At 62.4% G+C, this 24,048-nt stretch carries 25 protein-coding genes; 14 read left to right on the top strand and 11 right to left on the bottom strand.

All coding sequences use genetic code 11. From position 1 onward, the window contains the following. Positions 1 to 123: 123 nt before the first annotated feature. Positions 124 to 717, bottom strand: coding sequence for a nitroreductase family protein (locus tag BLU85_RS23030; protein WP_092204664.1), 594 nt, complete (start codon positions 715 to 717; stop codon positions 124 to 126). A gap of 159 nt (positions 718 to 876) precedes the next feature. On the opposite strand from BLU85_RS23030, the gene BLU85_RS23025 reads away from it, so the two are divergent. Further along, positions 877 to 1,326: a YcgN family cysteine cluster protein gene (locus BLU85_RS23025; protein WP_092173122.1), complete on the top strand. Its 450-nt coding sequence runs from the start codon at positions 877 to 879 to the stop codon at positions 1,324 to 1,326. A gap of 32 nt (positions 1,327 to 1,358) precedes the next feature. Next, entirely contained in the window at positions 1,359 to 2,588 is a 1,230-nt protein-coding gene (locus BLU85_RS23020; protein ID WP_092204663.1) for a hypothetical protein, read from the top strand. Between the two features lie 105 nt (positions 2,589 to 2,693). On the opposite strand, the gene BLU85_RS23015 is transcribed toward BLU85_RS23020, so the two are convergent. The 4 genes from BLU85_RS23015 to BLU85_RS23000 all read right to left on the bottom strand — a co-directional run bounded on the left by BLU85_RS23015 (position 2,694) and on the right by BLU85_RS23000 (position 4,913). Beyond that, on the bottom strand, positions 2,694 to 3,071 hold the full coding sequence (locus tag BLU85_RS23015) for a YgaP family membrane protein (protein ID WP_092204662.1): 378 nt from the start codon (positions 3,069 to 3,071) through the stop codon (positions 2,694 to 2,696). A 76-nt stretch (positions 3,072 to 3,147) separates the two neighbouring features. Further along, complete coding sequence (locus tag BLU85_RS23010) at positions 3,148 to 3,618, bottom strand: RNA methyltransferase (RefSeq protein ID WP_003198862.1); 471 nt, start codon at positions 3,616 to 3,618, stop codon at positions 3,148 to 3,150. Between the two features lie 184 nt (positions 3,619 to 3,802). Next, positions 3,803 to 4,177, bottom strand: coding sequence for a YajD family HNH nuclease (locus BLU85_RS23005; protein WP_003184246.1), 375 nt, complete (start codon positions 4,175 to 4,177; stop codon positions 3,803 to 3,805). Positions 4,178 to 4,226: 49 nt separating this feature from the next. Further along, entirely contained in the window at positions 4,227 to 4,913 is a 687-nt protein-coding gene (locus BLU85_RS23000) for a spermidine synthase (protein WP_018607541.1), read from the bottom strand. Positions 4,914 to 4,985: 72 nt separating this feature from the next. On the opposite strand from BLU85_RS23000, the gene BLU85_RS22995 reads away from it, so the two are divergent. Then, the gene (locus BLU85_RS22995; RefSeq protein WP_092204661.1) at positions 4,986 to 5,273 is read left to right on the top strand and encodes a hypothetical protein; all 288 of its coding nucleotides are present in this window, start codon (positions 4,986 to 4,988) and stop codon (positions 5,271 to 5,273) included. Between the two features lie 130 nt (positions 5,274 to 5,403). Here the strand turns inward: BLU85_RS22995 and BLU85_RS22990 are convergent, their stop codons facing one another. Together BLU85_RS22990 and BLU85_RS22985 are read right to left on the bottom strand one after the other, a co-directional pair. Beyond that, positions 5,404 to 5,877, bottom strand: a complete 474-nt coding sequence (locus tag BLU85_RS22990; protein WP_092204660.1) for a cyclic nucleotide-binding domain-containing protein — start codon at positions 5,875 to 5,877, stop codon at positions 5,404 to 5,406. Between the two features lie 116 nt (positions 5,878 to 5,993). Further along, on the bottom strand, positions 5,994 to 8,048 hold the full coding sequence (locus BLU85_RS22985; RefSeq protein ID WP_092204659.1) for a S9 family peptidase: 2,055 nt from the start codon (positions 8,046 to 8,048) through the stop codon (positions 5,994 to 5,996). 135 nt (positions 8,049 to 8,183) lie between these two features. Here BLU85_RS22985 and BLU85_RS22980 point away from each other — a divergent pair, with 135 nt between their 5' ends. From BLU85_RS22980 to BLU85_RS22950, 7 genes are all read left to right on the top strand, one after another. After that, complete coding sequence (locus BLU85_RS22980; protein ID WP_092204658.1) at positions 8,184 to 8,681, top strand: MFS transporter; 498 nt, start codon at positions 8,184 to 8,186, stop codon at positions 8,679 to 8,681. 32 nt (positions 8,682 to 8,713) lie between these two features. Then, the gene (locus BLU85_RS22975) at positions 8,714 to 9,490 is read left to right on the top strand and encodes a class II glutamine amidotransferase (RefSeq protein ID WP_053120116.1); all 777 of its coding nucleotides are present in this window, start codon (positions 8,714 to 8,716) and stop codon (positions 9,488 to 9,490) included. Between the two features lie 12 nt (positions 9,491 to 9,502). Further along, a complete protein-coding gene (locus tag BLU85_RS22970) occupies positions 9,503 to 10,045 on the top strand; it encodes a DUF2937 family protein (RefSeq protein ID WP_018607553.1) in 543 nt (180 codons plus the stop codon). Between the two features lie 316 nt (positions 10,046 to 10,361). Further along, the gene (locus BLU85_RS22965) at positions 10,362 to 11,648 is read left to right on the top strand and encodes an MFS transporter (RefSeq protein ID WP_092204657.1); all 1,287 of its coding nucleotides are present in this window, start codon (positions 10,362 to 10,364) and stop codon (positions 11,646 to 11,648) included. A 65-nt stretch (positions 11,649 to 11,713) separates the two neighbouring features. Beyond that, positions 11,714 to 12,466 (top strand): 5-oxoprolinase subunit PxpA, encoded by a 753-nt coding sequence (locus BLU85_RS22960; RefSeq protein WP_092204656.1) that lies wholly within the window; start codon positions 11,714 to 11,716, stop codon positions 12,464 to 12,466. Beyond that, positions 12,463 to 13,167, top strand: coding sequence for a 5-oxoprolinase subunit PxpB (gene pxpB / locus BLU85_RS22955; RefSeq protein ID WP_092204655.1), 705 nt, complete (start codon positions 12,463 to 12,465; stop codon positions 13,165 to 13,167). Before BLU85_RS22960 ends, pxpB begins: the two co-directional genes overlap by 4 nt. Next, entirely contained in the window at positions 13,164 to 14,084 is a 921-nt protein-coding gene (locus BLU85_RS22950; protein WP_092204654.1) for a 5-oxoprolinase subunit C family protein, read from the top strand. Before pxpB ends, BLU85_RS22950 begins: the two co-directional genes overlap by 4 nt. A 104-nt stretch (positions 14,085 to 14,188) precedes the next feature. Here the strand turns inward: BLU85_RS22950 and BLU85_RS22945 are convergent, their stop codons facing one another. The 3 genes from BLU85_RS22945 to BLU85_RS22935 form a co-directional block, all read right to left on the bottom strand. Further along, positions 14,189 to 15,367 (bottom strand): vWA domain-containing protein, encoded by a 1,179-nt coding sequence (locus BLU85_RS22945; protein ID WP_092204653.1) that lies wholly within the window; start codon positions 15,365 to 15,367, stop codon positions 14,189 to 14,191. 34 nt (positions 15,368 to 15,401) lie between these two features. Then, entirely contained in the window at positions 15,402 to 16,247 is an 846-nt protein-coding gene (locus tag BLU85_RS22940) for an AAA family ATPase (RefSeq protein ID WP_003184225.1), read from the bottom strand. A 211-nt stretch (positions 16,248 to 16,458) separates the two neighbouring features. Beyond that, positions 16,459 to 17,535, bottom strand: a complete 1,077-nt coding sequence (locus BLU85_RS22935) for a DUF748 domain-containing protein (protein ID WP_092204652.1) — start codon at positions 17,533 to 17,535, stop codon at positions 16,459 to 16,461. A gap of 147 nt (positions 17,536 to 17,682) precedes the next feature. Here BLU85_RS22935 and cysK point away from each other — a divergent pair, with 147 nt between their 5' ends. The 3 genes from cysK (at position 17,683) to BLU85_RS22920 (ending at position 21,025) form a co-directional block, all read left to right on the top strand. After that, positions 17,683 to 18,657, top strand: coding sequence for a cysteine synthase A (cysK, locus tag BLU85_RS22930; RefSeq protein ID WP_092204651.1), 975 nt, complete (start codon positions 17,683 to 17,685; stop codon positions 18,655 to 18,657). A gap of 226 nt (positions 18,658 to 18,883) precedes the next feature. Continuing rightward, positions 18,884 to 19,822 (top strand): aspartyl/asparaginyl beta-hydroxylase domain-containing protein, encoded by a 939-nt coding sequence (locus BLU85_RS22925; RefSeq protein ID WP_092204650.1) that lies wholly within the window; start codon positions 18,884 to 18,886, stop codon positions 19,820 to 19,822. A gap of 339 nt (positions 19,823 to 20,161) precedes the next feature. Beyond that, on the top strand, positions 20,162 to 21,025 hold the full coding sequence (locus tag BLU85_RS22920) for a DMT family transporter (RefSeq protein ID WP_092204649.1): 864 nt from the start codon (positions 20,162 to 20,164) through the stop codon (positions 21,023 to 21,025). 121 nt (positions 21,026 to 21,146) lie between these two features. Here the strand turns inward: BLU85_RS22920 and BLU85_RS22915 are convergent, their stop codons facing one another. Then, the gene (locus BLU85_RS22915; protein ID WP_092204648.1) at positions 21,147 to 22,055 is read right to left on the bottom strand and encodes a DMT family transporter; all 909 of its coding nucleotides are present in this window, start codon (positions 22,053 to 22,055) and stop codon (positions 21,147 to 21,149) included. Positions 22,056 to 22,185: 130 nt separating this feature from the next. Here BLU85_RS22915 and aceK point away from each other — a divergent pair, with 130 nt between their 5' ends. Beyond that, positions 22,186 to 23,907 carry a bifunctional isocitrate dehydrogenase kinase/phosphatase gene (gene aceK / locus BLU85_RS22910; RefSeq protein WP_092204647.1) on the top strand — a complete coding sequence of 574 codons (1,722 nt, stop codon included), beginning with the start codon at positions 22,186 to 22,188 and terminating at the stop codon, positions 23,905 to 23,907. The last annotated feature ends 141 nt before the right edge of the window (positions 23,908 to 24,048 follow it).

The raw sequence follows: 24,048 nt of genomic DNA, 5'->3' as shown, positions 1-24,048 counted from the left end.
TCGAAATGTGGGAGCGAGCTTGCTCGCGATAGCGGTGCTTCAGTCAACATCAAAGTGGCTGACCTGACGCCATCGCGAGCGAGCTCGCTCCCACAGTGGGTCTTCAGTGGGCACAGAATAGGGTTACAGGGTGAAGTCGCCTTCGGCCACCAGTTCGCTCAATGGCCGGCGCGGGCTTGGGACTTCGCGGGCCTGGAGGTATTCGGCCAGGGTCGATTTGTCCCCCAGCTTGCCAATCGCCACGGCGGCGTGCAGGGCGTAGCCTTCCGGGATCTTCAGTTCCTTGCGGGTCAGTTCCTGGTCGAAACCGGCCATGCCATGGGTGTGCCAGCCGCTGAGGCTGGCTTGCAACGCCAGGTGGCCCCAGGCCGCGCCGGTGTCGAAGGTGTGGCTCTGCGCCGGGGTTTCCTCCGTGGCACCGGGCACCGCGAAGGTGGTTTTCGAGATGACGATCACCAGCGCCGAGGCGTGTTGGGCCCAGCCGCGGTTGAATTCGTTGAGCAAACCCAGGAAACGCTCCCAATTCGGCGTGTCGCGCCGTGCGTACAGGAAGCGCCATGGCTGCGAATTGTAGGCCGAAGGGGCCCAGCGCGCGGCTTCGAAAAAGCTCAGCAAGGTTTCTTCGGCAATGCTTTCGCCGGTAAACGCGCGGGGCGACCAGCGTTCGATGAACTGAGGGTGGATCGCGTAATCGGCAATGCGGGAATTGGCGCTCATGGGCTCACCTGGTTCGAGTTTGGAAAGACAAGGCAGCAACCTACGTCCCGGCGTCCGGCCTGACAAGCCCCTGCCTACCGACAGTCGCCAATGCTTGGCCTGAGGAGGTCCCGGCACTAGACTGTCGGCCTTTCACCACCTGATGTTGATGCTTGAGCCATGGCCGCCAAAGTCGAACCGTTCTGGATACGCAAAACCCTCGATCAGCTCGATCCACAGGAGTGGGAATCGCTGTGCGACGGCTGTGGCCTGTGCTGCCTGCAAAAGCTCGAAGACGAAGACGACAACAGCGTCTACTACACACGCATCGCCTGCAAACTGCTGGACCTGAAAACCTGCCAGTGCACCGACTACCCTAATCGCCGTGAGTTCGTGCCCGATTGCATCCAGCTCACGCCGGGCAAGGCCGATGAGTTCAAATGGCTGCCGCCCACCTGCGGTTATCGGCTGGTCAGCGAAGGCAAGGACTTGCCGTTGTGGCACCACCTGGTCTGCGGTGATCGAGAGGCCGTGCACCACGAACGCATTTCCCAGTCCGGGCGCATGTTGGCCGAAGGCAGCGTGCCGGAAGACGATTGGGAAGATCATCTGATTTTCCGCGCCGGCTGAACCACCGGACGGTGCACCACCAGGGAGAACCCATGGCTGCAGGATTGAAATGGATGCTGGCAGCCGGGCTGCTGGCGGTGTGCGGGCCGCTGTGGGCGGCGCAGAAAGTCGACCTGGATTATCACGTGCACCTGTTGCCACAGAGCGATCAGGCCGAGGTGCGCCTGACCCTGGCCCGAGGGGCGGCGGTGCGCAGCCTGGATTTCGACCTCGGCGACGGCAGCCGCTACAGCGATTTCAAGGCCGACGGCCAATGGCAGCTCACCCCCGGCAAGGAGGCGCGTGGCGTCTGGCGTCCGGCTACCGACAAGGCCAGCCTGAGCTACCGTGTGCGCATCAGCCATGCCCGCAAGAACGCCACCTTCGAAACCCGCATGACCCCGACGTGGGCGTTGCTGCGCGGCGACGATCTGGTGCCGGCGGCCAAGCTCGACCAACAGGATGGCGTCGAACTGGTGGCCCGTCTTGAGGTGGAATTGCCCGATGGCTGGAAAAGCATCGAGACCCCCTGGCCGCGTATCGGCAAACAACGCTTTCGCATCGATAACCCCTCGCGCCTATTCGACCGCCCCACTGGCTGGATGCTCGCCGGCAAACTGGGCAGCCGCCGCACACGCCTGGGCGAAACCGAAGTGACGGTGGCCTCGCCCCAGGGCCAGGGCATGCGCCGGATGGATGTGCTGACGCTGCTGACGTTCGTCTGGCCGCAGGTGCAAGCGTTGGTGCCGCGTCATCCGGCCAAGTTGCTGATCGTCGGCGCCGGCGATCCGCTGTGGCGTGGTGCCCAGGCCGGCCATGACTCGATTTACCTGCACAGTCGACCGCCGCTGGTCAGCGAGCGGGGCAGCAGCCCGTTGTTGCGGGAGTTGGTGCAGGCGCTGGCCCGGGTCAATGATCAGGATCGTAGCGACTGGATCAGTGAGGGGCTGACCGAGTACTACGCCATTGAACTGCTACGCCGCGCCGGCGGCCTGAGTGATGAGCGCTTCCAGACCCTGAACGACCGGCTCGCCCGCGAGAGCAAGGGCGTCACCACCTTGCGCGGCGAGCAGATCGGCCCGGCGGCGGTGGCCAAGGCGGTGTTGCTGTTGCAGGAACTGGACCGCGAGATTCGCCTGAAAACCCGCAACAAGCGTTCGCTGGATGATGTGTTGCAGGGGGCGATGCGGTTGGAGACGGTCGATACCAAGGAGTTTGTGCAGCTCAGTGAGAGCGTTCTGGGTGGGGCCTCTACTGTACTGGATACCCGGTTACTTCAGTGACACCGCTTTCGCGAGCAAGCTCGCTCCCACATTGGACTTTCGGCGTTCACAAAACCTGTGGGAGCGAGCTTGCTCGCGAAGGGGTCATCAGCGGCGCTGCAAAAATCAGAGCCCAGCCTTCGGCGAAACCAGCGAATCATTCCCGGTCACCGTCGCCGTGCCAGTCGCCGCCTCGGCATTGGCCTTCAGGCGACTCAGTTCCTCACCGGCCTCCTCGATACGGGCACGGGCGCTGTGCATATTCTGGCGATTCTTCTCCAGCAGGCTCTTGGCCGAGCAATGCCCGGTGATGCCTCGCGCCAGGGCCATGCCGCCGATCGCCAATTGAGCCAGACCAATCACCCCGCCACGCCGCAAGCCCTTGCCCATCATCAGCACACCGCCGGCCAGTGAGCCAATGCGTTCCCAACCATGCACGTTTTGCGGCGGACGAGATTGGAAAGGGGTGCTCTCGATCGGCTCGAACGGATTGTTATCGCTCATGATCTGTCTCCAGTATGGGGTTGGTATAAAACTGACTGCCCGAGCGATTGCCTTGTTCAATCGAGTTTTGCACCGATCAGCGGAATTGCGGCCCCGAACGGGTGTTGTTGCCTTTGGCCATGCGGTCGTACAGCACGACGTTGACGGTGGCGGCCAGGTTCATGCAACCGGTGGTGGGGATGTACACCACGTCCTCGCACCAGTCGCGGATGTCCTTGTCCAGCGAACCGTCCTCCGGGCCGAAGATGTACAGCGCCCGGTCCGGGTGGGTGTATTCGGGCAGGGGGCGAGCGCCTTCCACCAGTTCCACAGCCACTGGCACACAGCCCAGGGGCAGGATTTTCTTCAGGTCGTCGATACCGATCAGCGGGATGTCGTAGTGGACTTTCTTGGTGTCGGTGACGAAGTCGGCGGCGCGCTCGTAGCGCTTGCCGGTGTAGAACACTGACGCCACGCCGTAGCAACCGGCGGCACGCATGACCGAACCGACGTTTTCCGGTGACTTGGGGTTGAACAGACCGATGCAGCTATAGCGTTTGTTGGCCACGGGCGGGGTGCCTTTGGGGAAAAGGCGCGATTATACGGGGAATGGGGGAGGGTGGTCAGGTTCGAGATGTGTGGTGTCTGTTTGATCGCCATCACGAGCAAGCTCGCTCCCACACTGGATTTCGGCGTTCACAAAACCCTGTGGGAGCGAGCTTGCTCGCGATGGCGGCCTGACAGGCTGTAAATTACTCGTCTTTCTTCATCAACCCGGCCAGCGCGGCGAAGGGGTTGTGGGTCGCCTTGGCGATTTTCGGGGTGCTCAGGGAGCCGTCGCCGAAGTATTGCTGGTCGGTGTAGCGCGAGTGCTCGTTATCGTGGCAGTACAGGCACAGCAGTTCCCAGTTGGAACCGTCCTGGGGGTTGTTGTCATGGTTGTGGTCGCGGTGGTGGACGGTCAGTTCGCTCAGGCGCTTGCCGGAAAACTCACGGGCGCAGCGGCCACAGACATGGGGGTACATTTTCAGGGCTTTGTCGCGGTAGCCCATCTCCCGGTCGCGCTGGGCATCGGCGAGGATGCGGTCCAGCTTGGCGGTGTTGGACGGTGGCGTTGACGAACTCATGGGTTCACCTTTGTAGATAAAGACTGATGACGGTTGGGCACAGTTTAGCTTAGCCCTTGAGTTTCTCGGCAATCCAGATGGTGTGGCGGGTGCCTTTGTTGCCATGGGCGAACACTTGCACTTCCTCGGCCTTGAAGCCGGCTTTCTTCAGTTTGTCGGAGAACTGCCGGTCAGCGCTGGCCGACCACACCGCCAATACGCCCTTGGGCCGCAGGGCCTTGGCGCAGGCAGCCAGGCCACCGGCCGAATACAGCCAGCTGTTGGCTTTCTGGGTCAGGCCTTCCGGGCCGTTGTCGACGTCCAGCATGATCGCGTCGAAACCCTGGGGCTCGGCTTGCAGCACCTTGGCCACGTCTTCCATGCGGATCACCGTGCGCGGGTCTGCCAGCGGTCGCCCGGCTTTTTCACCCAAGGGGCCACGGTTCCACTCCACCACACCGGGCACCAGCTCGGCCACCACCACTTCGGCGGTCTTGCCCAGGTGCTTGAGGGCCGAGGCGAGGGTAAAGCCCATGCCGAGGCCGCCGATCAGCACGCGCGAGCCAGGACGACCGGCGACCTTGCGGCAAGGAATCTCTGCCAGGGCGTCTTCGGAACCGTGCATGCGGGTGTTCATCAACTGCCCGCCGTCGCCGCCCTGGATCTTGATGACGAAGTCTTCGCCGTACTCGAACAGGCACAGGGCACCGCCGTTATCAGGGATGGGTGTGGTGTCGAGCAGAACGAAACGTTTCATGGAAATCTCGTAGGAGGGCAAACCGCGCGGTAACGACTAGCCTTAAAGCAGACAATAGCCACGGAGCCATTGATGAAGTGCATCATTCTAACGGCCATTGCCCTGGCGGCGCTCTCAATAAGTTGCGCCCAGGCTCAACAACCGACGATTCCGGTCAACCCGCCCAGCATCCCGGGCTCGCCGGGCACCGCCACCCCCATGCCGTATCCGCCGGTCACGCCCAACGGTGTGCCCAAGGGGGGCACCGGAAGCGGTGGGCCGCCCTTGCTGCCGCCTATTGAAATGCCCAAGCCGCCCAAGGACCTGCCGATACCGGGCATGGAGCCGAAGCCGGTGAAGGCCAAGTCGCCGGGGGGGTAAATCGACAAGACGACTCAATAACCTGTGGGAGCGAGCTTGCTCGCGATAGCGGTGTGTCGGTCGACTTCAATGCTGGCTGATCCGCCGCCATCGCGAGCAAGCTCGCTCCCACAGGGTTTATGTGTTGTTGTCAGACCTGCTGCGACAACAACTGTCCATCGGCCATGCGCAGGCGCTTGGACAGGGAGACGGCGAGGGCGCGGATGATCTTGGCGGCGATCTTGGGGGCGTCGTTGAGCATTTTTTCCAGGGAGTCCTTGCCCAGGTTCAGCAACTGGCAATCACTGGCGGCGATGCAACTGGCCGAGCGCCGTTCGCCGTCGAGCACGGCCATTTCACCGAAGGCCCGACCGCTGCGCAGCGTGGCGATGGTCACGGGTTGGCCGTCGGGACCGGTTTTCTGCACGGCCACCTGGCCGGTGTGGATGATGCACATGAAGCTGCCGGCATCGCCCTCGTGGAAAATCGCTTCGCCCTCGGCGATGGCGCTGATGCTGAAGTAGCCCGACGCGGCGGCGAAGTCGACGGGCAGCAACTGGTCGAACAGACCGCAGTCCATCAGCCAGTCGCGGATTTCTTTGTTCAGTAAGGTCGATTCTGACATGTTGGCACGGTCTTTTTCTTGTGTCTGCTACGGGTTTGGATTGAAGAGGAACCCTTGTTATTTGATCTGGGATGCCCAGCGCATGGAGCTAAGACCCGGCCATCCCACAGAGTTCCTCAACCCAACCCCAAAACCTTCAAGACAAATGCATATTCGAGCGCTACGTCACGCAATCCCTGGTAGCGCCCGCTCATTCCGCCGTGGCCGGCACCCAGTTCGGTCTTGAGCAGCAGGGGGTTGTCATCGGTCTTGGTGGCGCGCAATTTCGCCACCCACTTGGCCGCTTCCCAGTACTGCACGCGACTGTCGTTATAACCGGCGATCACCAGCAGCGCCGGATACGCCTGGGCGCGGACGTTTTCGTACGGGGCGTAGGCCCGGATCCGATCATAAACGTCCGGTTCCTCAGGATTGCCCCATTCGTCGTATTCGGTGACGGTCAGCGGCAGGTCCGGGTCGAGCATGGTGTTGAGCACATCGACGAACGGCACCTCGGCAATCGCGACCTTGAACAGCTCCGGGCGTTGGTTGAGCACCGCGCCGATCAGCAGGCCACCAGCGCTGCCGCCGCTGATCGCCAGTTGTTCGGCGGTGGTGAAGCCGTTGGCGATCAAATGCTCGGCACAGGCGATGAAATCGCCGAACGTGTTGTGCTTGTGTTCCTGTTTGCCGGCGCGATACCAGGCTTCCCCCAGCTCGCCGCCGCCCCGCACATGGGCGATGGCGAACGCCACGCCGCGATCGAGCAGGCTCAGCCGCGCATGGGAAAACCACGGGTCGAGGCTTTCGCCGTAAGCGCCGTAGCCGTACAGATACAGCGGCATCGGCCGGCCGAGGGCTTCGCGCTTGACCACCAGGCTGATGGGCACTTGTGTACCGTCTGGCGCCGTCGCCCACAGCCGTTGGCTGACGTAGGCATCGGCGTCGAACGGGCCCAGTACCGGGGTTTGCTTGAGCACAACCTGTTTGCCGCTGGCCAGGTCCAATTGACGGATCTGTGCCGGACGGTTCAGGGCCTCGTAGCGCAGGCGGATGCTGTCGCTGACGAATTCCAGGCTGTTCTGCACATGCAGGCTGTAGGCCGCGTCCGGCAACTGCACCCGATACGCCGGCAAGTCCTGGGGATGCACCTCGATGATCGGCAGGCCGCCCTCACGCAGGCTCAAGGTCATGGCCCTGGCGTTCAGGCTCAGGCCGTCGATCATCACCGTATCGCTGTGGGGGATCAGGTTCTGCCAGTCGGCCTCGGTCGGCGCCACGCCGGTGTCGGCGGCCTGGTACAGGGCGAAGTTGATCCCGTCGCGATTGCTGCGGATCAACCAGGTCCATTGGCCATCGAGCAGGCCGTGGTCGACGTCGTATTCGTGGTTTTCCAGGCGTGGCGCCAGGCAGGTGAAGGGCTGTTGCGGTTGCGCGGCGTCCAGTACCCAGACTTCGCTGGTGGTCTTGCTGCCCAGGGACAGGATCAGTTGCTTTTCCGAGCTCGAACGATAGCAATGCAGGAAGAAACGCCCGTCCGGCTCATGGAACACTTCTTCGGCGGCGGTGCCGTCCAGGCGATAGCGCCAGAGTTTGTGGGGGCGGTGGGTGTCGTCCAGCTCACCAAAAAACAGCGTCAGGCTGTCGTTGGCCCAGGTCATGCTGCCGTCGCAATTGTCGAAGGACAGTTCACTGACCTTGTCGTTGGACAATTCCTTCACGAACAGGGTGTAGATCTCGTCGCCCGTGGTATCCAGGCTGTAGGCCAGGCGCTGGTGGTCGGGGCTGATGCTGAAGGCGCCCAGGGCAAAGAATTCGCCGCCGGCCAGCGCGTTGGGGTCCAGCAGCAGTTGTTCGTGGCTTTCGTCCACGCTCAGGCTGTCGTCGGCCGGGCGTGGGCAGCGGTAGTGGCGCGGGTACTCGTCACCGGCCGTGGTGCGGGTGTAATACAGGTATGGGCCCCAGGGCGAGGGCAGTGACAGGTCGGTCTCGAGGATCCGGCCCTTGATTTCCTGGAACAGGGTTTCACGCAGTTCGGCCTGATCGGCGAGTTGCGCCTCCTGATAGCTGTTTTCCGCCTTGAGGTAGTCGAGCACGGCGTCGGTGTCGCGCTCCTGCAGCCAGGCGTACGGGTCAACACCGGCGTCCCTGCGGGCAATCGGGGCGTTGGAAACGTGGGCAGATAGGGACATGAAAGGCTCTCGAACGTTGTACGAAAAGGGACACGCGGCCTGGACAGAAGCCACCACACAGGCCATTCGCCAGACGCCGGGGCAGCCTGACGCGCGAAAAGCCGTTACTATAAGCGTCTCTTTGCCTGCCTTGCCATGGACACCATGACCGAGAATGACTATCTGATCGCCTGGGGCCTCTACGCCTTCGCTGCCCTGGGCTGCCTGCTGGTGTGGATGCGCATGACCCGCTGGATGTGGCGCTGGTTGCGCGAACCGCTGCGCTTGCTGATGGCGGTGTTGCTGTTCAGCCCCACCATCGTCGACCCGGTGAAGGACAAAGTCGCCCCGGCCTTGGCCATTGTCGCCCTGGACATCCTGTTCAAGGTCGGCAACAACGTCTGGCGGGCGGCGTCCGATCTGCTCATGTACGGCATGATCGCCTTCGGCCTCTATTTGGTGGTCGTGCTGATCCGCTTCCCCATCGAGCGCGCCGCCAACGCGCGCAAGGAACGGGCGGCCGCCGCCAAAGCCGCCGCCGCAGCCGATGAGCCAGAGGACGAACCACCGTTCGGCGTGGCCGGTGACGACCGCTACGGTCGCCCGCCCGTGCCGAGCAACCCCCAGCGTTCGCGTATCGAACCGCGCCTGTAAGCAGGCCTGCCCCTTGAAGCGAGAGTTCGAGCATGTGTGAGTTACTGGGCATGAGCGCCAATGTGCCGACCGACATCGTGTTCAGCTTCACCGGGCTGATGCAGCGCGGTGGCAAGACCGGGCCGCACCGGGACGGGTGGGGCATCGCCTTCTATGAAGGTCGTGGCCTGCGCCTGTTCCAGGACCCGGCCGCCAGCAGCGAATCGGAGGTGGCGAACCTGGTGCAGCGCTATCCGATCAAGAGCGAAGTGGTGATCGGGCATATTCGCCAGGCCAATGTCGGCAAAGTCTGCCTGTCCAACACCCACCCCTTCGTGCGTGAGTTGTGGGGCCGCAACTGGTGTTTTGCCCACAACGGCCAGCTGGCCGATTTCCAACCGGGCGTGAGCTTCTACCGCCCGGTGGGCGACACCGACAGCGAAGCGGCCTTCTGCGATTTGCTCAACCGCGTGCGCCAGGCCTTCCCGGAGCCGGTGGAGGTAGAACAGCTGCTGCCGTCGTTGATCGAGGCCTGCACCGAATACCGCAGCAAAGGCGTGTTCAACTGCCTGCTCAGCGATGGCGACTGGCTGTTCTGCTACTGCTCGACCAAACTGGCCCAGATCACCCGTCGCGCGCCGTTCGGCCCGGCGCGGCTCAAGGACGTGGATGTGATTGTCGATTTCCAGGCGGAAACCACGCCCAACGACGTAGTCACGGTGATCGCCACCGAGCCCTTGACCGAAAACGAAACCTGGACCCGCTACGAACCGGGCCAATGGAGCCTGTGGCGACGCGGCGAATGCGTCAGCCATGGCCGGACCGAATAAGGACGTCACGCTATGTTGCTCAGTTATCTACGGCTGGTGTTGTTCGCGGTGGGCCTGTTGGTTGGGGTCCAGGTGCCGGGCTTCATCAATGATTACGCCAAGCGGGTCGAGGCTCACCTGATCGAGGCGCAGACCGGCCTGCAAGGTTTCCAGGGCACCGCCAACCAGTTCTTCAAGGGCGACATGCAGGCCCTGGTGGCCCATTACCGCGCCAGCGAGGACCCGATCTTTCGCAGCGATGCCGACAGCCTGAACACCTTGCTCGTGCGTCAACAGGCCCTGGACAAGCAATTCCAGGCCATGCAAGGGCCGTGGTACATCCGCCTGCTGCAAGTGGCGCTGGCCGCCGATCCGGACATTCGCAAGGAAACCTGGAACGGCTACAGCTACCAGATCCTGCTGACCCCCGAGGCCATGGTCTGGGGCATCAGCGGCGCGATGTTGCTGTCGTTCGGCCTGGAATGCCTGTTCCGCCTGATCGACTGGGTGGTGTTGGGCGGCAAGCGCCTGCGTCAGGGGCGGCCGATTGAAGAGCGGGATCTGCGGGGGTTGTAAAACCGCCGCCGGCTTCTGTGGCGAGGGGATTTATCCCCGCTGGGGCGCGAAGCGGCCCCTTACAAGGCCACCACATGTGTCAGGCGGATCATTTCTATTGCTGCATTGGGGGGCTGCTTCGCAGCCCAACGGGGATAAATCCCCTCGCCACAACGGTGTTCAGCCAGGCCCGGCGTCTAACCCAATCAAGTTTTTCTTATGACCCAGCCAGGGTTTTATTCGTTGGACGGGATCGGCCACGCGCTCAAGAATCGGGGCAACGGTCTCCACGTCAGCGTCGTCGAGACTCACAACAATAAAACCGTGGAGAACCCCCATGAGTGCACCCGACACGCTCGGCGTCCCCCAACCCCAGGCCCGTTCTGGCCCGTTCGATTGGTATCGCAACATCAACCAGCAGGAACGTCGCACTTTCTGGAGCTGCAAGATCGGTTACGCCCTGGACGGCATGGACACCCAGATGCTCAGTTTCGTGGTGCCGACCCTGATCGCGATGTGGGGCATCACCACCGGCCAGGCAGGCCTGATCCACACCAGCACCTTGATCGCTTCGGCCATTGGCGGCTGGCTGGCGGGCATTCTCTCCGACCGGATCGGTCGGGTGCGCACCCTGCAACTGACAGTGCTGTGGTTTGCCTTCTTCACCTTCCTGTGCGGCTTTGCCCAGAACTACGAACAACTGTTGATCGCTCGCACTTTGATGGGCTTCGGCTTTGGTGGCGAGTGGACCGCCGGTGCGGTGTTGATGGGCGAGGTGATCCGTGCCAAGGACCGCGGCAAGGCCGTGGGCATGGTGCAGTCGGGCTGGGCGCTGGGCTGGGGCCTGACGGCGATCCTGTATGCGCTGCTGTTCTCGGTGCTGCCGCCGGAAGACGCCTGGCGCGCCCTGTTCATCCTCGGCATCGTGCCGGCGGTGTTCGTGATTTTCGTCCGCCGACTGGTCAAGGATCCAGACGTCTATAACCAGACCAAGGCCCGGCTGACGCCGGAAAACCCAGCGAAGTTCTACGAGATTTTTGCCCCCGGCATTCTCTTCACCACCCTACGCGCCTCGCTGCTGACCACCGGTGCGCTGGGCGGTTACTACGCCATCACGTCCTGGCTGCCGACATTCCTGAAAAATGAGCGCGGCCTGAGTGTATTGAGCACCGGCGGCTACCTGGCGATGGTGATCGTCGGTTCCTACGTGGGTTACGTCATCAGTGCCTATTTGAGTGACATCCTGGGGCGCAAAAAGAACTTCGTCCTGTACGCCGTCGGCTCCTTCACCATCGTCCTGCTGTACACCCAGGTGCCGGTGAGCAATAACGTGATGCTCTGGCTGGGCTTCCCCTTGGGGTTCTTCGCGTCGGGCATGTTCAGCGGCATGGGCTCGTTCCTCACCGAACTGTTTCCTACGCGCATTCGTGGTTCGGGCCAAGGCTTCTGCTACAACATTGGCCGGGCGGTGGCGGCATTGTTCCCGCTGTTGATCGGTATTCTGAGCCAGAAGGTGCCGCTGAGCGTGGGTATCGGGGCGTTCGCAGCGGTGTCCTATGGCGTGGTGATCCTGGCGGCCCTGAGCCTGCCGGAAACCCAAGGCAAGCAGTTGGAAGCCGAGTAACTGATAACCTGTGGGGTACGTGCCCCACAGCTAAACAAAAGAAAGAACCTACAGGAGCGTTCACCGTGAACCGCCTGCTATTGAACTGCGACATTGGCGAAAGCTTCGGCAACTGGACCATGGGTCTGGACGCCGAGGTGATGCCCTTCATCGATTGCGCCAACATCGCCTGCGGTTTCCACGCTGGCGACCCGAGCATCATGCGCAAGACCGTCAGCCTGGCCCTGAGCCACGGCGTGCGGATCGGCGCGCACCCGGCCTATCAAGACCTGGCGGGCTTCGGCCGCCGTTCCATGGCCTATGGCGCCCAGGAATTGCAGGACTTGCTGCATTACCAGATCGGCGCCCTCGACGGCATCTGCCGGGCCCAGGGCGGGCAGGTCAGCTACGTCAAACCCCACGGCGCGATGTACAACGACATGATGGCCAACCCGGCGCAGCTGCGCGCGGTGATCCAGGCTGTCGCGGCCTATGATCGGCAACTGCCGCTGATGCTCCTGGCGACCCGGGACAACAGCGCCGCCCAGGCCTTGGGCGACGAGTACGGCCTGACCCTGTGGTTCGAAGCCTTTGCCGATCGTGCCTACGACAGTGCTGGCCGCCTGGTTTCGCGGCAAGCGCCGGGCGCGGTGCACCACGATCCCGAGGTCATTATCGGGCAGGCCCTGACCATTGCCCGCGGCGATGCGTTGACCGCCAGTGATGGCAACGCCTTGCACCTGAAGGCCAATACCTTGTGCGTGCACGGTGACAACGCCAGCTCCGTGGCGGCCGTGCAACGCATCCGCGAAGCCCTGGATCGGCAGCGTGCGCCATGAAACCACGCTTGGAAGTGGTGGCGGTGGACTGCCTGATGGTGCGCCTGTTCGACGAGATCGCCGAGGCCAACATGCCCTGGATGCTCGCCGCCAGCGAGCGCCTGCGTGCGGTGTTTGCCGAACATCTGATCGATCTGGTGCCGTCCTACACCACCTTGATGGTGCACTACGACTTGCTCGCCCTGGACCCGGCCCAGGCCCGCGCATTGATCGGCGAGGCGCTGCATGACCTCTCCCCGGATGCCCGGACCGCCGGCCAATGCCACGTGCTGCCGGTTTGGTACGACCTTAGCGTCGGGCCGGAACTGGCGCTGCTGGCGAGCCGCGGCGGCTTGACGGTCGCCCAGGTGATCCGTTGCCACAGCGAACGCGAGTACCAGGTGTTTGCCCTGGGCTTCGCGCCCGGCTTCGCCTTCATGGGGCTGGTGGACGAAGCATTGGCTGCACCGCGCCTCGACACGCCGCGCAAGCGCGTGGCCGCGGGCAGTGTCGGTATCGCCGAACGCCAGACCGCGGCGTATCCGGTGGTGTCGCCCGGCGGCTGGAACCTGATCGGTCGCACCCCGGCCAAATTGTTTGATCGTGAGCGCGACGGCTACAGCCTGATGCAGCCGGGGGACACGGTGCGTTTTGCCCCCGTGGACCACGCCGAATTCATCGCGCTGGGTGGCGACGACACACCGCTGGAGGCCCAGGCATGAGCCGGTTGTTGATCGAGGCCAGCACACCGCTGTGCCTGTTGCAGGACGCCGGCCGTTTCGGCGTGAGGCACCTGGGCGTGACCCAGGGCGGGGCGGCGGACTGGCTGTCGATGGCCTGGGCCAATTGGATGCTCGGCAATGGCCTGGACGCGGCGGTAGTGGAGATTACCCTCGGCGGCTTTACCGTGGTGGCCGAAGAGGATTGCGTGCTGGCGCTGGCCGGGGCGGACCTGGGCGCGCGAATAGACGGCCAGGGCGTGGCATCGTGGCGCTTCTTCAGCCTGCGCAAGGGCCAGGTGCTGGCGCTCACCCAGCCGGTGCTCGGTGCCCGGGCTTATCTGGCGGCCCCTGGCGGTTTCAATGCGCCTGCGGTGCTGGGCAGCCGGGCGACGGTGTTGCGCGAGGAACTCGGTGGCCTGGATGGACGGGGGTTGGCGCTGAGTCGCGGCGCGCACTTGAGCTATTCGGGCACGGCGACGCCTCGGCCCATGCCGCACACGCGGATTCCGGATTTCCAGCAGGCGCAGCCGCTGGACCTGATCCTGGGGGCGCAGAATGGCGCGTTCAGCGGGCAGAGTCTGTTCGACGCGTTCAACACCCCGTGGACGCTGGACAGTCGCGCCGACCGCATGGGCATGCGGTTGCTGGGCACGGCGCTGGAGTATCAGGGGGCGGCGATGATTTCCGAAGGTATCCCCCTGGGCGCTGTGCAGGTGCCGCCGGACGGCCAGCCGATCGTGCTGCTCAACGACCGGCAAACCATCGGCGGTTATCCACGCTTGGGCGCCCTGACACCGTTGGCCCTGGCCCGGCTGGCGCAATGCCTGCCGGGGGCACAGGTGCGGTTGCGGCCGGTGGTGCAGGAGGTTGCGCATCGGCAGCAGGTGGAGTGTTTGCGTAGTTTTCTCGACCGCTAAAAGCATCGCGAGCAAGCTCGCTCCCACAGGGGGTCTTCAGTGTGACGAAGATCCAGTGTGGGAGCGAGCTTGTTCGCGATGAGGCCCTAAAAGGGCGCCAAAGATCACTTGGAAAGAAACCGCATCCCTTCCTCCAACCCCCGCAAGGTCAGCGGATACATCCGGTCTTCCACCAACTCGCGCACGATGTTGGTCGAGGCGGTGTAACCCCAGGTGTCCTTGGGGTACGGATTGATCCAGATGAGCTTCTTGTACTTCTCCATGAAGCGCTGCATCCACACATAACCGGCTTCTTCGTTCCAGTGTTCGACGCTGCCGCCGGCCTGGGTGATTTCATAGGGGGCCATGGCGGCGTCGCCGATGAAGATCACTTTGTAGTCGGCACCGTACTTGTGCAGCAAATCCTGGGTCGAGGTGCGCTCGGAAGTGCGGCGCAGGTTGTTCTTCCACACCGATTCGTAGACGAAGTTGTGGAAGTAGAAGTACTCCAGGTGCTTGAACTCGGTCTTGCAGGCCGAGAACAGTTCTTCGCAGATCTTCACGTGGGCATCCATCGAACCGCCGATGTCGAACAGCAGGAGCAACTTGACGGTGTTGCGTCGCTCCGGGCGCATCTGGATGTTCAAGAGGCCGGCGTCCCGGGCGGTGTGGTCGATGGTGCCGTCGATGTCCAACTCTTCGGCCGCGCCCTGGCGGGCGAACTTGCGCAGCCGGCGCAGGGCGATCTTGATGTTGCGGGTGCCCAGCTCCACCTGGTCGTCCAGGTTCTTGTACTCGCGTTGGTCCCAGACCTTCACGGCCTTGCCCTGGCGCTTGCCGGCGTCGCCGACCCGAATGCCCTCGGGATTGAAGCCGCCGGAGCCGAACGGGCTGGTGCCGCCGGTGCCAATCCACTTGTTGCCACCGGCATGGCGTTCCTTCTGTTCTTCCAGGCGTTTCTTGAATTCTTCGATCAGCTTGTCCAGGCCGCCCAGGGACTGGATCTGTGCCCGTTCCTCATCGGTCAGCGAGCGCTCGAATTCCTGGCGCAGCCAGTCCTCGGGAATCAACGCCTGGAGGTGGTCGTCGAGTTTCTCCAGGCCGTTGAAGTACGCAGCGAACGCCCGGTCGAACTTGTCGAAATGCCGTTCGTCCTTTACCAGAATCGCCCGGGACAGGTAATAGAACTCGTCCATGTCGGCGAAGATCACCCGCTGTTTCAGCGCGTTGATCAGATCCAGCAGTTCACGCACCGACACGGGCACCTTGGCGGCACGCATCTCGTTGAACAGATTAAGCAGCATGGCAATCGCCCTCGCTCTTGTTGGACGAAGAGGATCAGCGGGTGCCGCGACGGCTCATGAACGCCAGGCGCTCGAGCAGTTGCACGTCCTGCTCGTTCTTGACCAGGGCGCCGGCCAGCGGCGGGATGGCCTTGGTCGGATCACGCTCGCGCAGCACCGCTTCGCCGATGTTGTCGGCCATCAGCAGCTTGAGCCAGTCCACCAGTTCGGAAGTGGAGGGCTTTTTCTTCAGGCCCGGCACCTTGCGCACGTCGAAGAACACGTCCAGCGCTTCGCTGACCAGGTCCTTCTTGATGTCCGGGTAATGCACATCGACGATTTTCTGCAGGGTGACGCGGTCCGGGAAGGCGATGTAGTGGAAGAAGCAGCGGCGCAGGAAGGCGTCCGGCAGTTCCTTTTCGTTGTTGGAGGTAATGATGATGATCGGGCGCTGCTTGGCCTTGATGGTTTCGTCGGTCTCGTAGACGTAGAACTCCATCTTGTCGAGTTCCTGCAACAGGTCGTTGGGGAACTCGATATCGGCCTTGTCGATTTCGTCGATCAGCAGGATCACCCGCTCTTCGGACTCGAACGCTTCCCAGAGCTTGCCCTTCTTCAGGTAGTTGCGCACGTCGTGGACCTTGTCCACGCCCAGTTGCGAGTCCCGCAGGCGGCTGACCGCGTCGTACTCGTACAGGCCCTGGTGAGCCTTGGTGGTGGACTTGATGTGCCAGGTGATCAGGCGCGCACCGAAGGACTCGGCCAGTTGCTCGGCCAGCATGGTCTTGCCGGTGCCCGGTTCGCCCTTGACCAGCAACGGCCGCTCCAGGGTAATGGCGGCGTTCACGGCCAGTTTCAGGTCATCGGTGGCCACATAGGCGCTGGTGCCTTCGAACTTCATCTGCACTTCCTCGAACGGTGTCGCCGGCCTGGCGAGGCGGGGCGCACGAAATAGATATCGTGCCCGACTATAACGCGAGGCCCCGCCGACTGTGAACGCAGACGCTGTATTCAGTCTCTGAATGGGGCGTCACATGTTGACTCAGTCTGGGCGTATTTCGATGGGGACTGCCCACTCCTGTGGCGAGGGGATAAATCCCCTCGCCACAGGCCTAGTCGGTCGAAGGCGGTGGCTGTTCATAACGGGCGTTGAAGGCCTGGACGAAACCGTTGCGCAGGATCTGCAGGAAAGCTTCGAAGGCGCTGATGTCCTGCTGGTGGACATTGCCGCTGAGTTCCACCCGGGTGGCGAACTGGTTCTTGCGCTGGTTCTTGAGGGCTGTCTCACCCGTGCCGACCAGCGCTTCCCAGACCGAGCGGAAGATGTTCTTGTTCTTGTTTTCCACGTCCTGCTGCCAATCGAACACGTCGACATCACGCAGCAGTGGCTTGATGTAGCCGCTGAGTCGGGCGTTGTCGGCTTCGGCCTCGACCACCAGGTCGCCGTGGCCGGCATTGAAATCGAACTTGCCATAGGCGGCGGCGAAGTCGTTCAGGCGCTTGAGTTCGATGTTCGTGGCCCGCAGGCGGAAATCGAAATCTTCGAAATTGCTCAAGGGGTCGAAGGTGGCTTGCATTTCCAGGGGCGCATGTTCGGCTACCAGGGCTTTACCCTCGAAGCGGGCGTCGCGCTTGCCTTGGGTGTCGACCACGTTGGTCAGGTTGTAGAAGCTGGCGTTGACATCGGTGGCCTGCAGGTTGACCGGTGGCTTGGAGTTGAAATTGCGAAAGGTGACCTTGCCATCCCTGATACGCACTTCGTTGAAGGTGATGGGCAGCAGTTTGCCCAGTTGCTCGCGCCAATTGGTGCCCCGGCCGGTCTGGGAGTTCTGCCGGTTGGCTCCGCCGTCGACGAAGTTCACCTCGGGGCGGGCGAATTCCACCTCGGCCACCACCGCGTGGTCGTACCACAGCGAGTGCCAGCTCACCGACAGGTCCACCAGCGGTGCGGTGACGAACGGCACCGGGACCTTGCCGTCGACCTTGACGATTTCCAGGCCGTTGATCCGGTAGGCACCGCGCCACAGGGCCAGGTCCACGTCGGTGATCCGGCCGCGATAATCGCCCATATTGGCCAGTTTATCGTTCAGGTAGTCGCGTACCAGGTAAGGCAGGGCGAAATGCAGGGCCACCAGCACCGCGACGAGGGTGGCGAACACCCACAGTGGCCAGCGATATCGACGCTTCATGTCAGTCAGTCTCCAGCGTTTGTTGGGGGAGCGCCTTCTAATGCCATTGACTGTCGCAACAACGGGAACGTTCGGTGCAACTGGACGCCCGTGGGCAACAGGCATACCTTTAAAGGCTTAAATTCTCGCCGCATCAAGGACCCAGCCATGAGTCGTATATTCGCTGACAACGCCCATTCCATCGGCAATACGCCACTGGTGCAGATCAACCGCATTGCCCCGCGCGGTGTGACCATCCTGGCCAAGATCGAGGGGCGCAACCCAGGGTATTCGGTCAAGTGCCGGATCGGCGCGAACATGATCTGGGACGCTGAAAGCTCGGGCAAACTCAAACCGGGCATGACCATCGTCGAACCGACCTCGGGCAACACCGGGATCGGCCTGGCGTTCGTGGCCGCCGCCCGTGGCTACAAACTGATGCTGACCATGCCGGCCTCCATGAGCATCGAGCGCCGCAAGGTGCTCAAGGCCCTGGGGGCGGAGCTGGTGCTCACCGAACCGGCGAAGGGCATGAAGGGGGCCATCGAGAAGGCCGCCGAGATCCTGGCCAGCGACCCTTCCAAATACTTCATGCCGCAGCAGTTCGATAACCCGGCGAACCCGGCGATCCACGAAAAAACCACCGGCCCGGAAATCTGGAACGACACCGACGGCGCAGTGGATGTGCTGGTGGCGGGCGTGGGCACCGGCGGAACCATTACCGGGGTTTCGCGGTATATCAAGAACACCTGTGGCAAACCGATCTTGTCGGTGGCGGTCGAACCCGAGGTTTCGCCAGTGATTACCCAGGCGATGGCGGGCCATGAGATCAAGCCCAGCCCCCACAAGATCCAGGGAATCGGTGCCGGGTTCGTGCCGAAGAACCTCGACCTGTCAATCGTCGACCTGGTCGAGCGGGTCACTGACGAGGAGTCCAAGGCCATGGCCCTGCGCTTGATGCAGGAGGAGGGCATCCTCTGCGGGATTTCCTGCGGTGCGGCGATGGCCGTGGCGGTGCGCCTGGCGGAAAAACCGGAAATGCAGGGCAAGACCATCGTCGTGATCCTGCCGGATTCGGGCGAGCGGTACTTGTCGAGCATGTTGTTCAGTGATCTGTTTACCGAGCAAGAGACTCAGCAGTAACGGTGAATGGACTTCGAGGGTGGAGGGACCTTGTTGTGGTGAGCAGGAAGTTGATCAGCGTCAGCCAAGGTTCAGGCCGTGCATGTTAAGAAGGACATTGTTGCGTAATCCTCAACAGTGAATGTCGTGCCGGGCAGTTCCCTGGCCTGGCCACGATCTGTAACATGGCCGGCCGCTGCGTCGGGCTGATGGCGTTGCGTAGTTGTTTTGGACAAGGAGTTATGAAATGACCGTTTCGTTTGTCGCCAAGGCCTCGGTGTTGCTGCTGTTTCTGGGCAGTACGCTTTATGTGCATTTGCGTGGCAAGGCACGCTTGCCGGTATTGCGCCAGTTCGTCAATCACTCGGCGCTGTTCGCCCCCTATAACGCCTTGATGTACCTGTTCTCCGGCGTGCCTTCGAAGCCTTACCTGGATCGCAGTAGATTCCCCGAGCTGGATGTGCTCAAGGACAACTGGCAAGTCATTCGCGACGAGGCCATGCATTTGTTCGACGAGGGTTACATTCGTGCCGCCGAGAAGAATAACGACGCCGGTTTCGGCTCGTTCTTCAAGAAGGGGTGGAAGCGTTTCTACCTCAAGTGGTACGACAAACCGCTGCCGTCGGCCGAGTTGCTCTGCCCCAGGACGGTCGAGCTGGTCAGCCGGATTCCCAACGTCCGGGGTGCGATGTTTGCCCTGTTGCCCGGTGGCAGCCATCTGAATCCCCATCGAGACCCCTTCGCCGGTTCGTTGCGTTATCACCTGGGGCTGTCCACGCCCAATTCCGATGACTGCCGGATCTTCGTCGACGGTCAGATCTACGCCTGGCGCGACGGCGAAGACGTCATGTTCGATGAAACCTATGTGCACTGGGTCAAGAACGAAACCCCACAGACCCGTGTAATCCTGTTCTGCGATGTCGAGCGGCCCCTGAAAAACCGGCTGATGACCCGCCTCAACCGCAGCATCAGCGCGTTTCTCGGCCGCGCCACCGCGCCGCAGAACCTGGAGGATGAACACGTCGGCGGCATCAACCGGGCCTATGCCTGGAGCAAGACGTTCAGTGACGGCATCAGCGGCCGGGTCAAACAGTTCAAACGCAAGCATCCCAAGGCCTACCGGGTGATGCGGCCGGTGTTGGCGGTGGCGGTGCTGACGGCGCTTGGCTATTGGTTGTTCGTTTAAATATTGCGTAGTCCATCGAGTGCTGGTTATAGTCAGCGCTCTTCGGGTTTTCGAACCCACCCTTCAAGAGATCGGCTCATGCCTGCATCCCCTGTCATCGCGGTCGTGGTTCCAGCGTTCAACGCTGGCGTCGTGCCGTGTGGGAATCAGCAGCCTGTGCAGATCGGTCAATACCCCCCACCTGTCAGTAGCTCATCGGTGTACGCCGTCGTATCACCGCCGGGTGTTGGCATTCAGGGCTGATCGGCAACGGTTGCCATCCCCTGTGCCCGCCTGAAAAAAACTACTGGACTTCAGCTTCGGCTGAGTTGGCTTTTTGCCTGACTACAGGTGGTATCCATGTTTTCCCTTTCCAAAAACGCCTTATTGGCGGCGGCTTCCACGAGCCTGTTCGTTTTGCTGTGGAGCAGCGGGGCGATTTTTTCCAAGCTGGGCCTGGCCCACGCTTCCCCCTTCGCCTTTTTGCTGATCCGTTTTGCCATCGCGCTGTTCGCGTTGATGCTGTTGATCCCCGTGCTCAAGTTCAAGCTGCCCAAGACCGGCAAGCCGATGCTGTACGCGGTGACCACCGGGCTGGTGCTGCTGGGCGCCTATCAGATTTTTTATCTGCTGGCGCTGCAAATGAGTGTCACGCCCGGGGTCATGGCCACCCTGATGGGCGTGCAACCGATCCTGACCGTGGTGCTCATGGAACGTCAGCGTTCCTGGTCGCGGATGTTCGGCCTGGTGCTGGGCCTGGTCGGGTTGGTCATGGTGGTGTACCAGGGCATCGGCCTGGCCGGCATGTCCCTGACAGGGATGGTGTGCGGGTTGCTGGCACTGGTGAGCATGACGGCCGGTTCCATCATGCAGAAGCGCATCACCGACAACCCACTGGGCACGCTGCCGGTGCAGTACCTGGCCGGGTTGGTGTTGTGCGCGGCGTTCGTGCCGTTCCAGCCGTTTCACTTCGAATACAGCACGGGGTTCTTCGTGCCGGTGTTGTGGATGGGGCTGGTGGTGTCGGTGCTGGCGACGTTGCTGCTGTACCGTTTGATTGCCCGTGGCAACCTGGTCAATGTCACCAGCCTGTTCTACCTGGTGCCGGCGGTGACGGCGATCATGGACTACCTGGTGTTCGGCAACCGGCTGGCGTTGTTGAGCTTGCTGGGCATGGCGCTGATCATCGTGGGGTTGGTGTTTGTGTTTCGTAAGAGCCGCTAGCCTTTAGCTGTTCGCTGGTTGTACCACCGCCATCGCGAGCGAGCTCGCTCCCACAGGGTTATGCGCAGCCCTCTGTGGGAGCGAGCTTGCTCGCGATGGCCTATTCAGCCACACCGATGAACTACCGGGCAGGCGCTTCAGCCGGTTTCACCACCCCAGGTTTCAACACCAGCCACAACGCCGCCGCAATCAACACCCCGCCATACAAATGCGCCATCCCCAACGGCTCATCCAGCAGCAACGCCCCCCACAACACGCCGAACGGCGGGATCAGGAACGTCACGGTCATGGATTTGACCGGGCCGATGGAACTGAGCAAGCGGAAGTAAAGAATATACGCCAGGGCCGTGCACACCAGGCCCAGGCCCAGCAGTGACAACCAGACGCTCCAGCCACCCCAGCTGGCCGGCGGCTGGCTGATGACGCTGTAACCAAACAGCGGCAGCAAGAACACCGTGGCACCGAACATGCTGCCCAGGGCCGAGAGGCGGCTGTCCAGGCCTCCTTGGTGATCGAGCCAGCGCCGTGTGAGGAAACCGGCAAAGCCGTAGCAGGTCGTGGCCAGCAGGCAGGCGAGGGCGCCCATCAACAGTTGCAGGTCGAAGGCCACCGGGCCGGCGCGGGTCAGGATGCCAACGCCGAGCAGCCCCAGGAAGACGCCGCTGACCTTGGCCAGGGTCAATTGTTCGCTGAAGAACAAGCCGCCGATCAACACCCCCATCAATGGCGTGGTGGCATTGAAAATCGCCGAATAACCGGCCGGGAGCACCTGGGCCGCCAGCGAATAAAAGGTAGCCGGAATGCCCGAGTTGATCAGGCCCAGCACCATCACGACTTTGAGCTTGCCGCGAAAATTCCAGTCGACGCGCATCAGGGCCAGGATCGCCAGCAGCCCGACGAAGGCGATGGACACACGAAAGAATGCAGTGGGGAGGGTGCCAATGACGGGGGCGATGATGCGCATGAACAGGAAGCTGGCCCCCCAGATGGCGGCCAATGACAGTAAACGCAGGATATCGACGAGGTTCACGAGCCACTCCTTCCTTGATGGGGTGGCAAGTGTCGCCGCCCTGCATAGCGATGGCAATGGTTGCGTTGGCGCGTGATTGGCCTCTAAGCTCAGTCGCCAATAACAAGCATGACCCGCCGAGGTTTACCCTATGCCGCAGCCATGGCCCGCTCTCGAAATCGCCCGTTCGATCCTCGACGGCTTCGACGATTACCGTGAGCATTTCCGGCAGATCACCGACGGCGCTCGCGCCCGGTTCGAGCAGGCCCTGTGGCTGGAGGCCCAAGCGGCATCGGCGGCGCGGATCAATTTGTATGAAGAAAAAGTCTTCGAAACCGTCGCCAGGCTGCACAAGGCCTTCGATGACGAAACGCTGATGGATGTGGGCTGCTGGCCGCTGGTCAAAAGCGCCTACATCAGCCTGATCGACCTGCGCTTCGACGATGAACTGTCGGAAACCTGGTACAACTCGATCTTCTGCGGGCTGTTCAGCCACGATCTGATCAGCGATGGCACCATGTTCATCCACACCACTCGGCCCAGCCTGCGCCGGGCCCGTGCCGCCCAGACCCGCACCTACAAGCCCCAGGGGCAGTTGGACCGGATGCTGGCGAGCGTGTTCGCCGACTACCGGTTCAGCGAGGACTACGGCGACCTGCCAGGCGACCTGCAACGCCTCGAAGCGCAGTTGCGCGAGAACCTGCCGGACTGGGTCTGCAAGGACCCGGAACTGACGGTGGAGTTGTTTTCCTCGGTGCTCTACCGCAACAAGGGCGCCTACCTGGTGGGCCGGATCTTCACCCGCGACGACCAATGGCCGCTGGTGATCCCGCTGCTGCACCGCGAGGGCCGGGGTATCCAGATCGATGCGCTGATCACCGACGAGGCGCAGGTGTCGATCATCTTCTCGTTCACCCGCTCGTACTTCATGGTGGACGTGCCGGTGCCGGCGGAATTCATCGGCTTTCTCAAGCGCATCCTGCCGGGCAAGCACATCGCCGAGTTGTACACCTCCATCGGCTTCTACAAGCATGGCAAGTCCGAGTTCTACCGGGCGCTGATCAACCACCTGGCGAACACCGACGACCAGTTCATCATGGCCCCCGGCGTGCGCGGGATGGTCATGAGCGTGTTCACCCTGCCGGGCTTCAACACGGTGTTCAAGATCATCAAGGACCGCTTCTCGCCGTCGAAAAACGTCGACCGGGCCACGGTGATCGAGAAGTACCGACTGGTGAAAAGCGTCGACAGGGTCGGGCGCATGGCCGATACCCAGGAGTTCGCCGATTTCCGCTTTCCCCTGAGCAAATTCGAGCCGGCCTGCCTGGAGGAACTGTTGGAAGTGGCGCCGTCCACGGTGTCGGTGGAAGGCGAGACGGTGCTGATCCGGCACTGCTGGACCGAACGCCGGATGACGCCCCTGAACCTCTACCTGGAAAACGCCAACCCGGACCAGGTGCGCGAGGCGCTGGAAGACTACGGTCTGGCGATCAAGCAGCTGGCGGCGGCCAATATCTTCCCCGGCGACATGCTGCTCAAGAACTTCGGCGTGACCCGCCACGGTCGGGTGGTGTTCTACGACTACGATGAAATCTGCTTCCTCACCGAAGCCAATTTCCGCCACATCCCCGAGCCCCGCACCCCGGAAGATGAAATGGCCTCCGAGCCCTGGTATTCCATCGGGCCGCTGGACGTGTTCCCCGAAGAATTCCCACCGTTCCTGTTCGCCGACGCCGGGCAGCGCAAGCTGTTCGACCAGTTGCACGGCGAGCTGTACAACGCCGACTACTGGAAAAGCCTGCAGGAGGCGATCCGGGCGGGGAAGGTGATCGATGTGTTCCCGTATCGGCGCAAGGACCTGGACAGTGAGTAACCCCTAACTCTGCGCAAAACCCTGTGGGAGCGAGCCTGCTCGCGATGGCGGTGGATCAGCCAGCATTAATGTCGACTGACACACCGCCATCGCGAGCAGGCTCGCTCCCACAAGGGAACCGCGGGGCAGACTGCCATGTGT

The organism is Pseudomonas sp. NFACC14 (assembly GCF_900106885.1).
In the GTDB taxonomy this organism is placed as follows: domain Bacteria; phylum Pseudomonadota; class Gammaproteobacteria; order Pseudomonadales; family Pseudomonadaceae; genus Aquipseudomonas; species Aquipseudomonas fluorescens_AA.
Note: the sequence above shows the minus strand (reverse complement) of the source record. Positions and strands in the feature narration are given on the sequence as shown.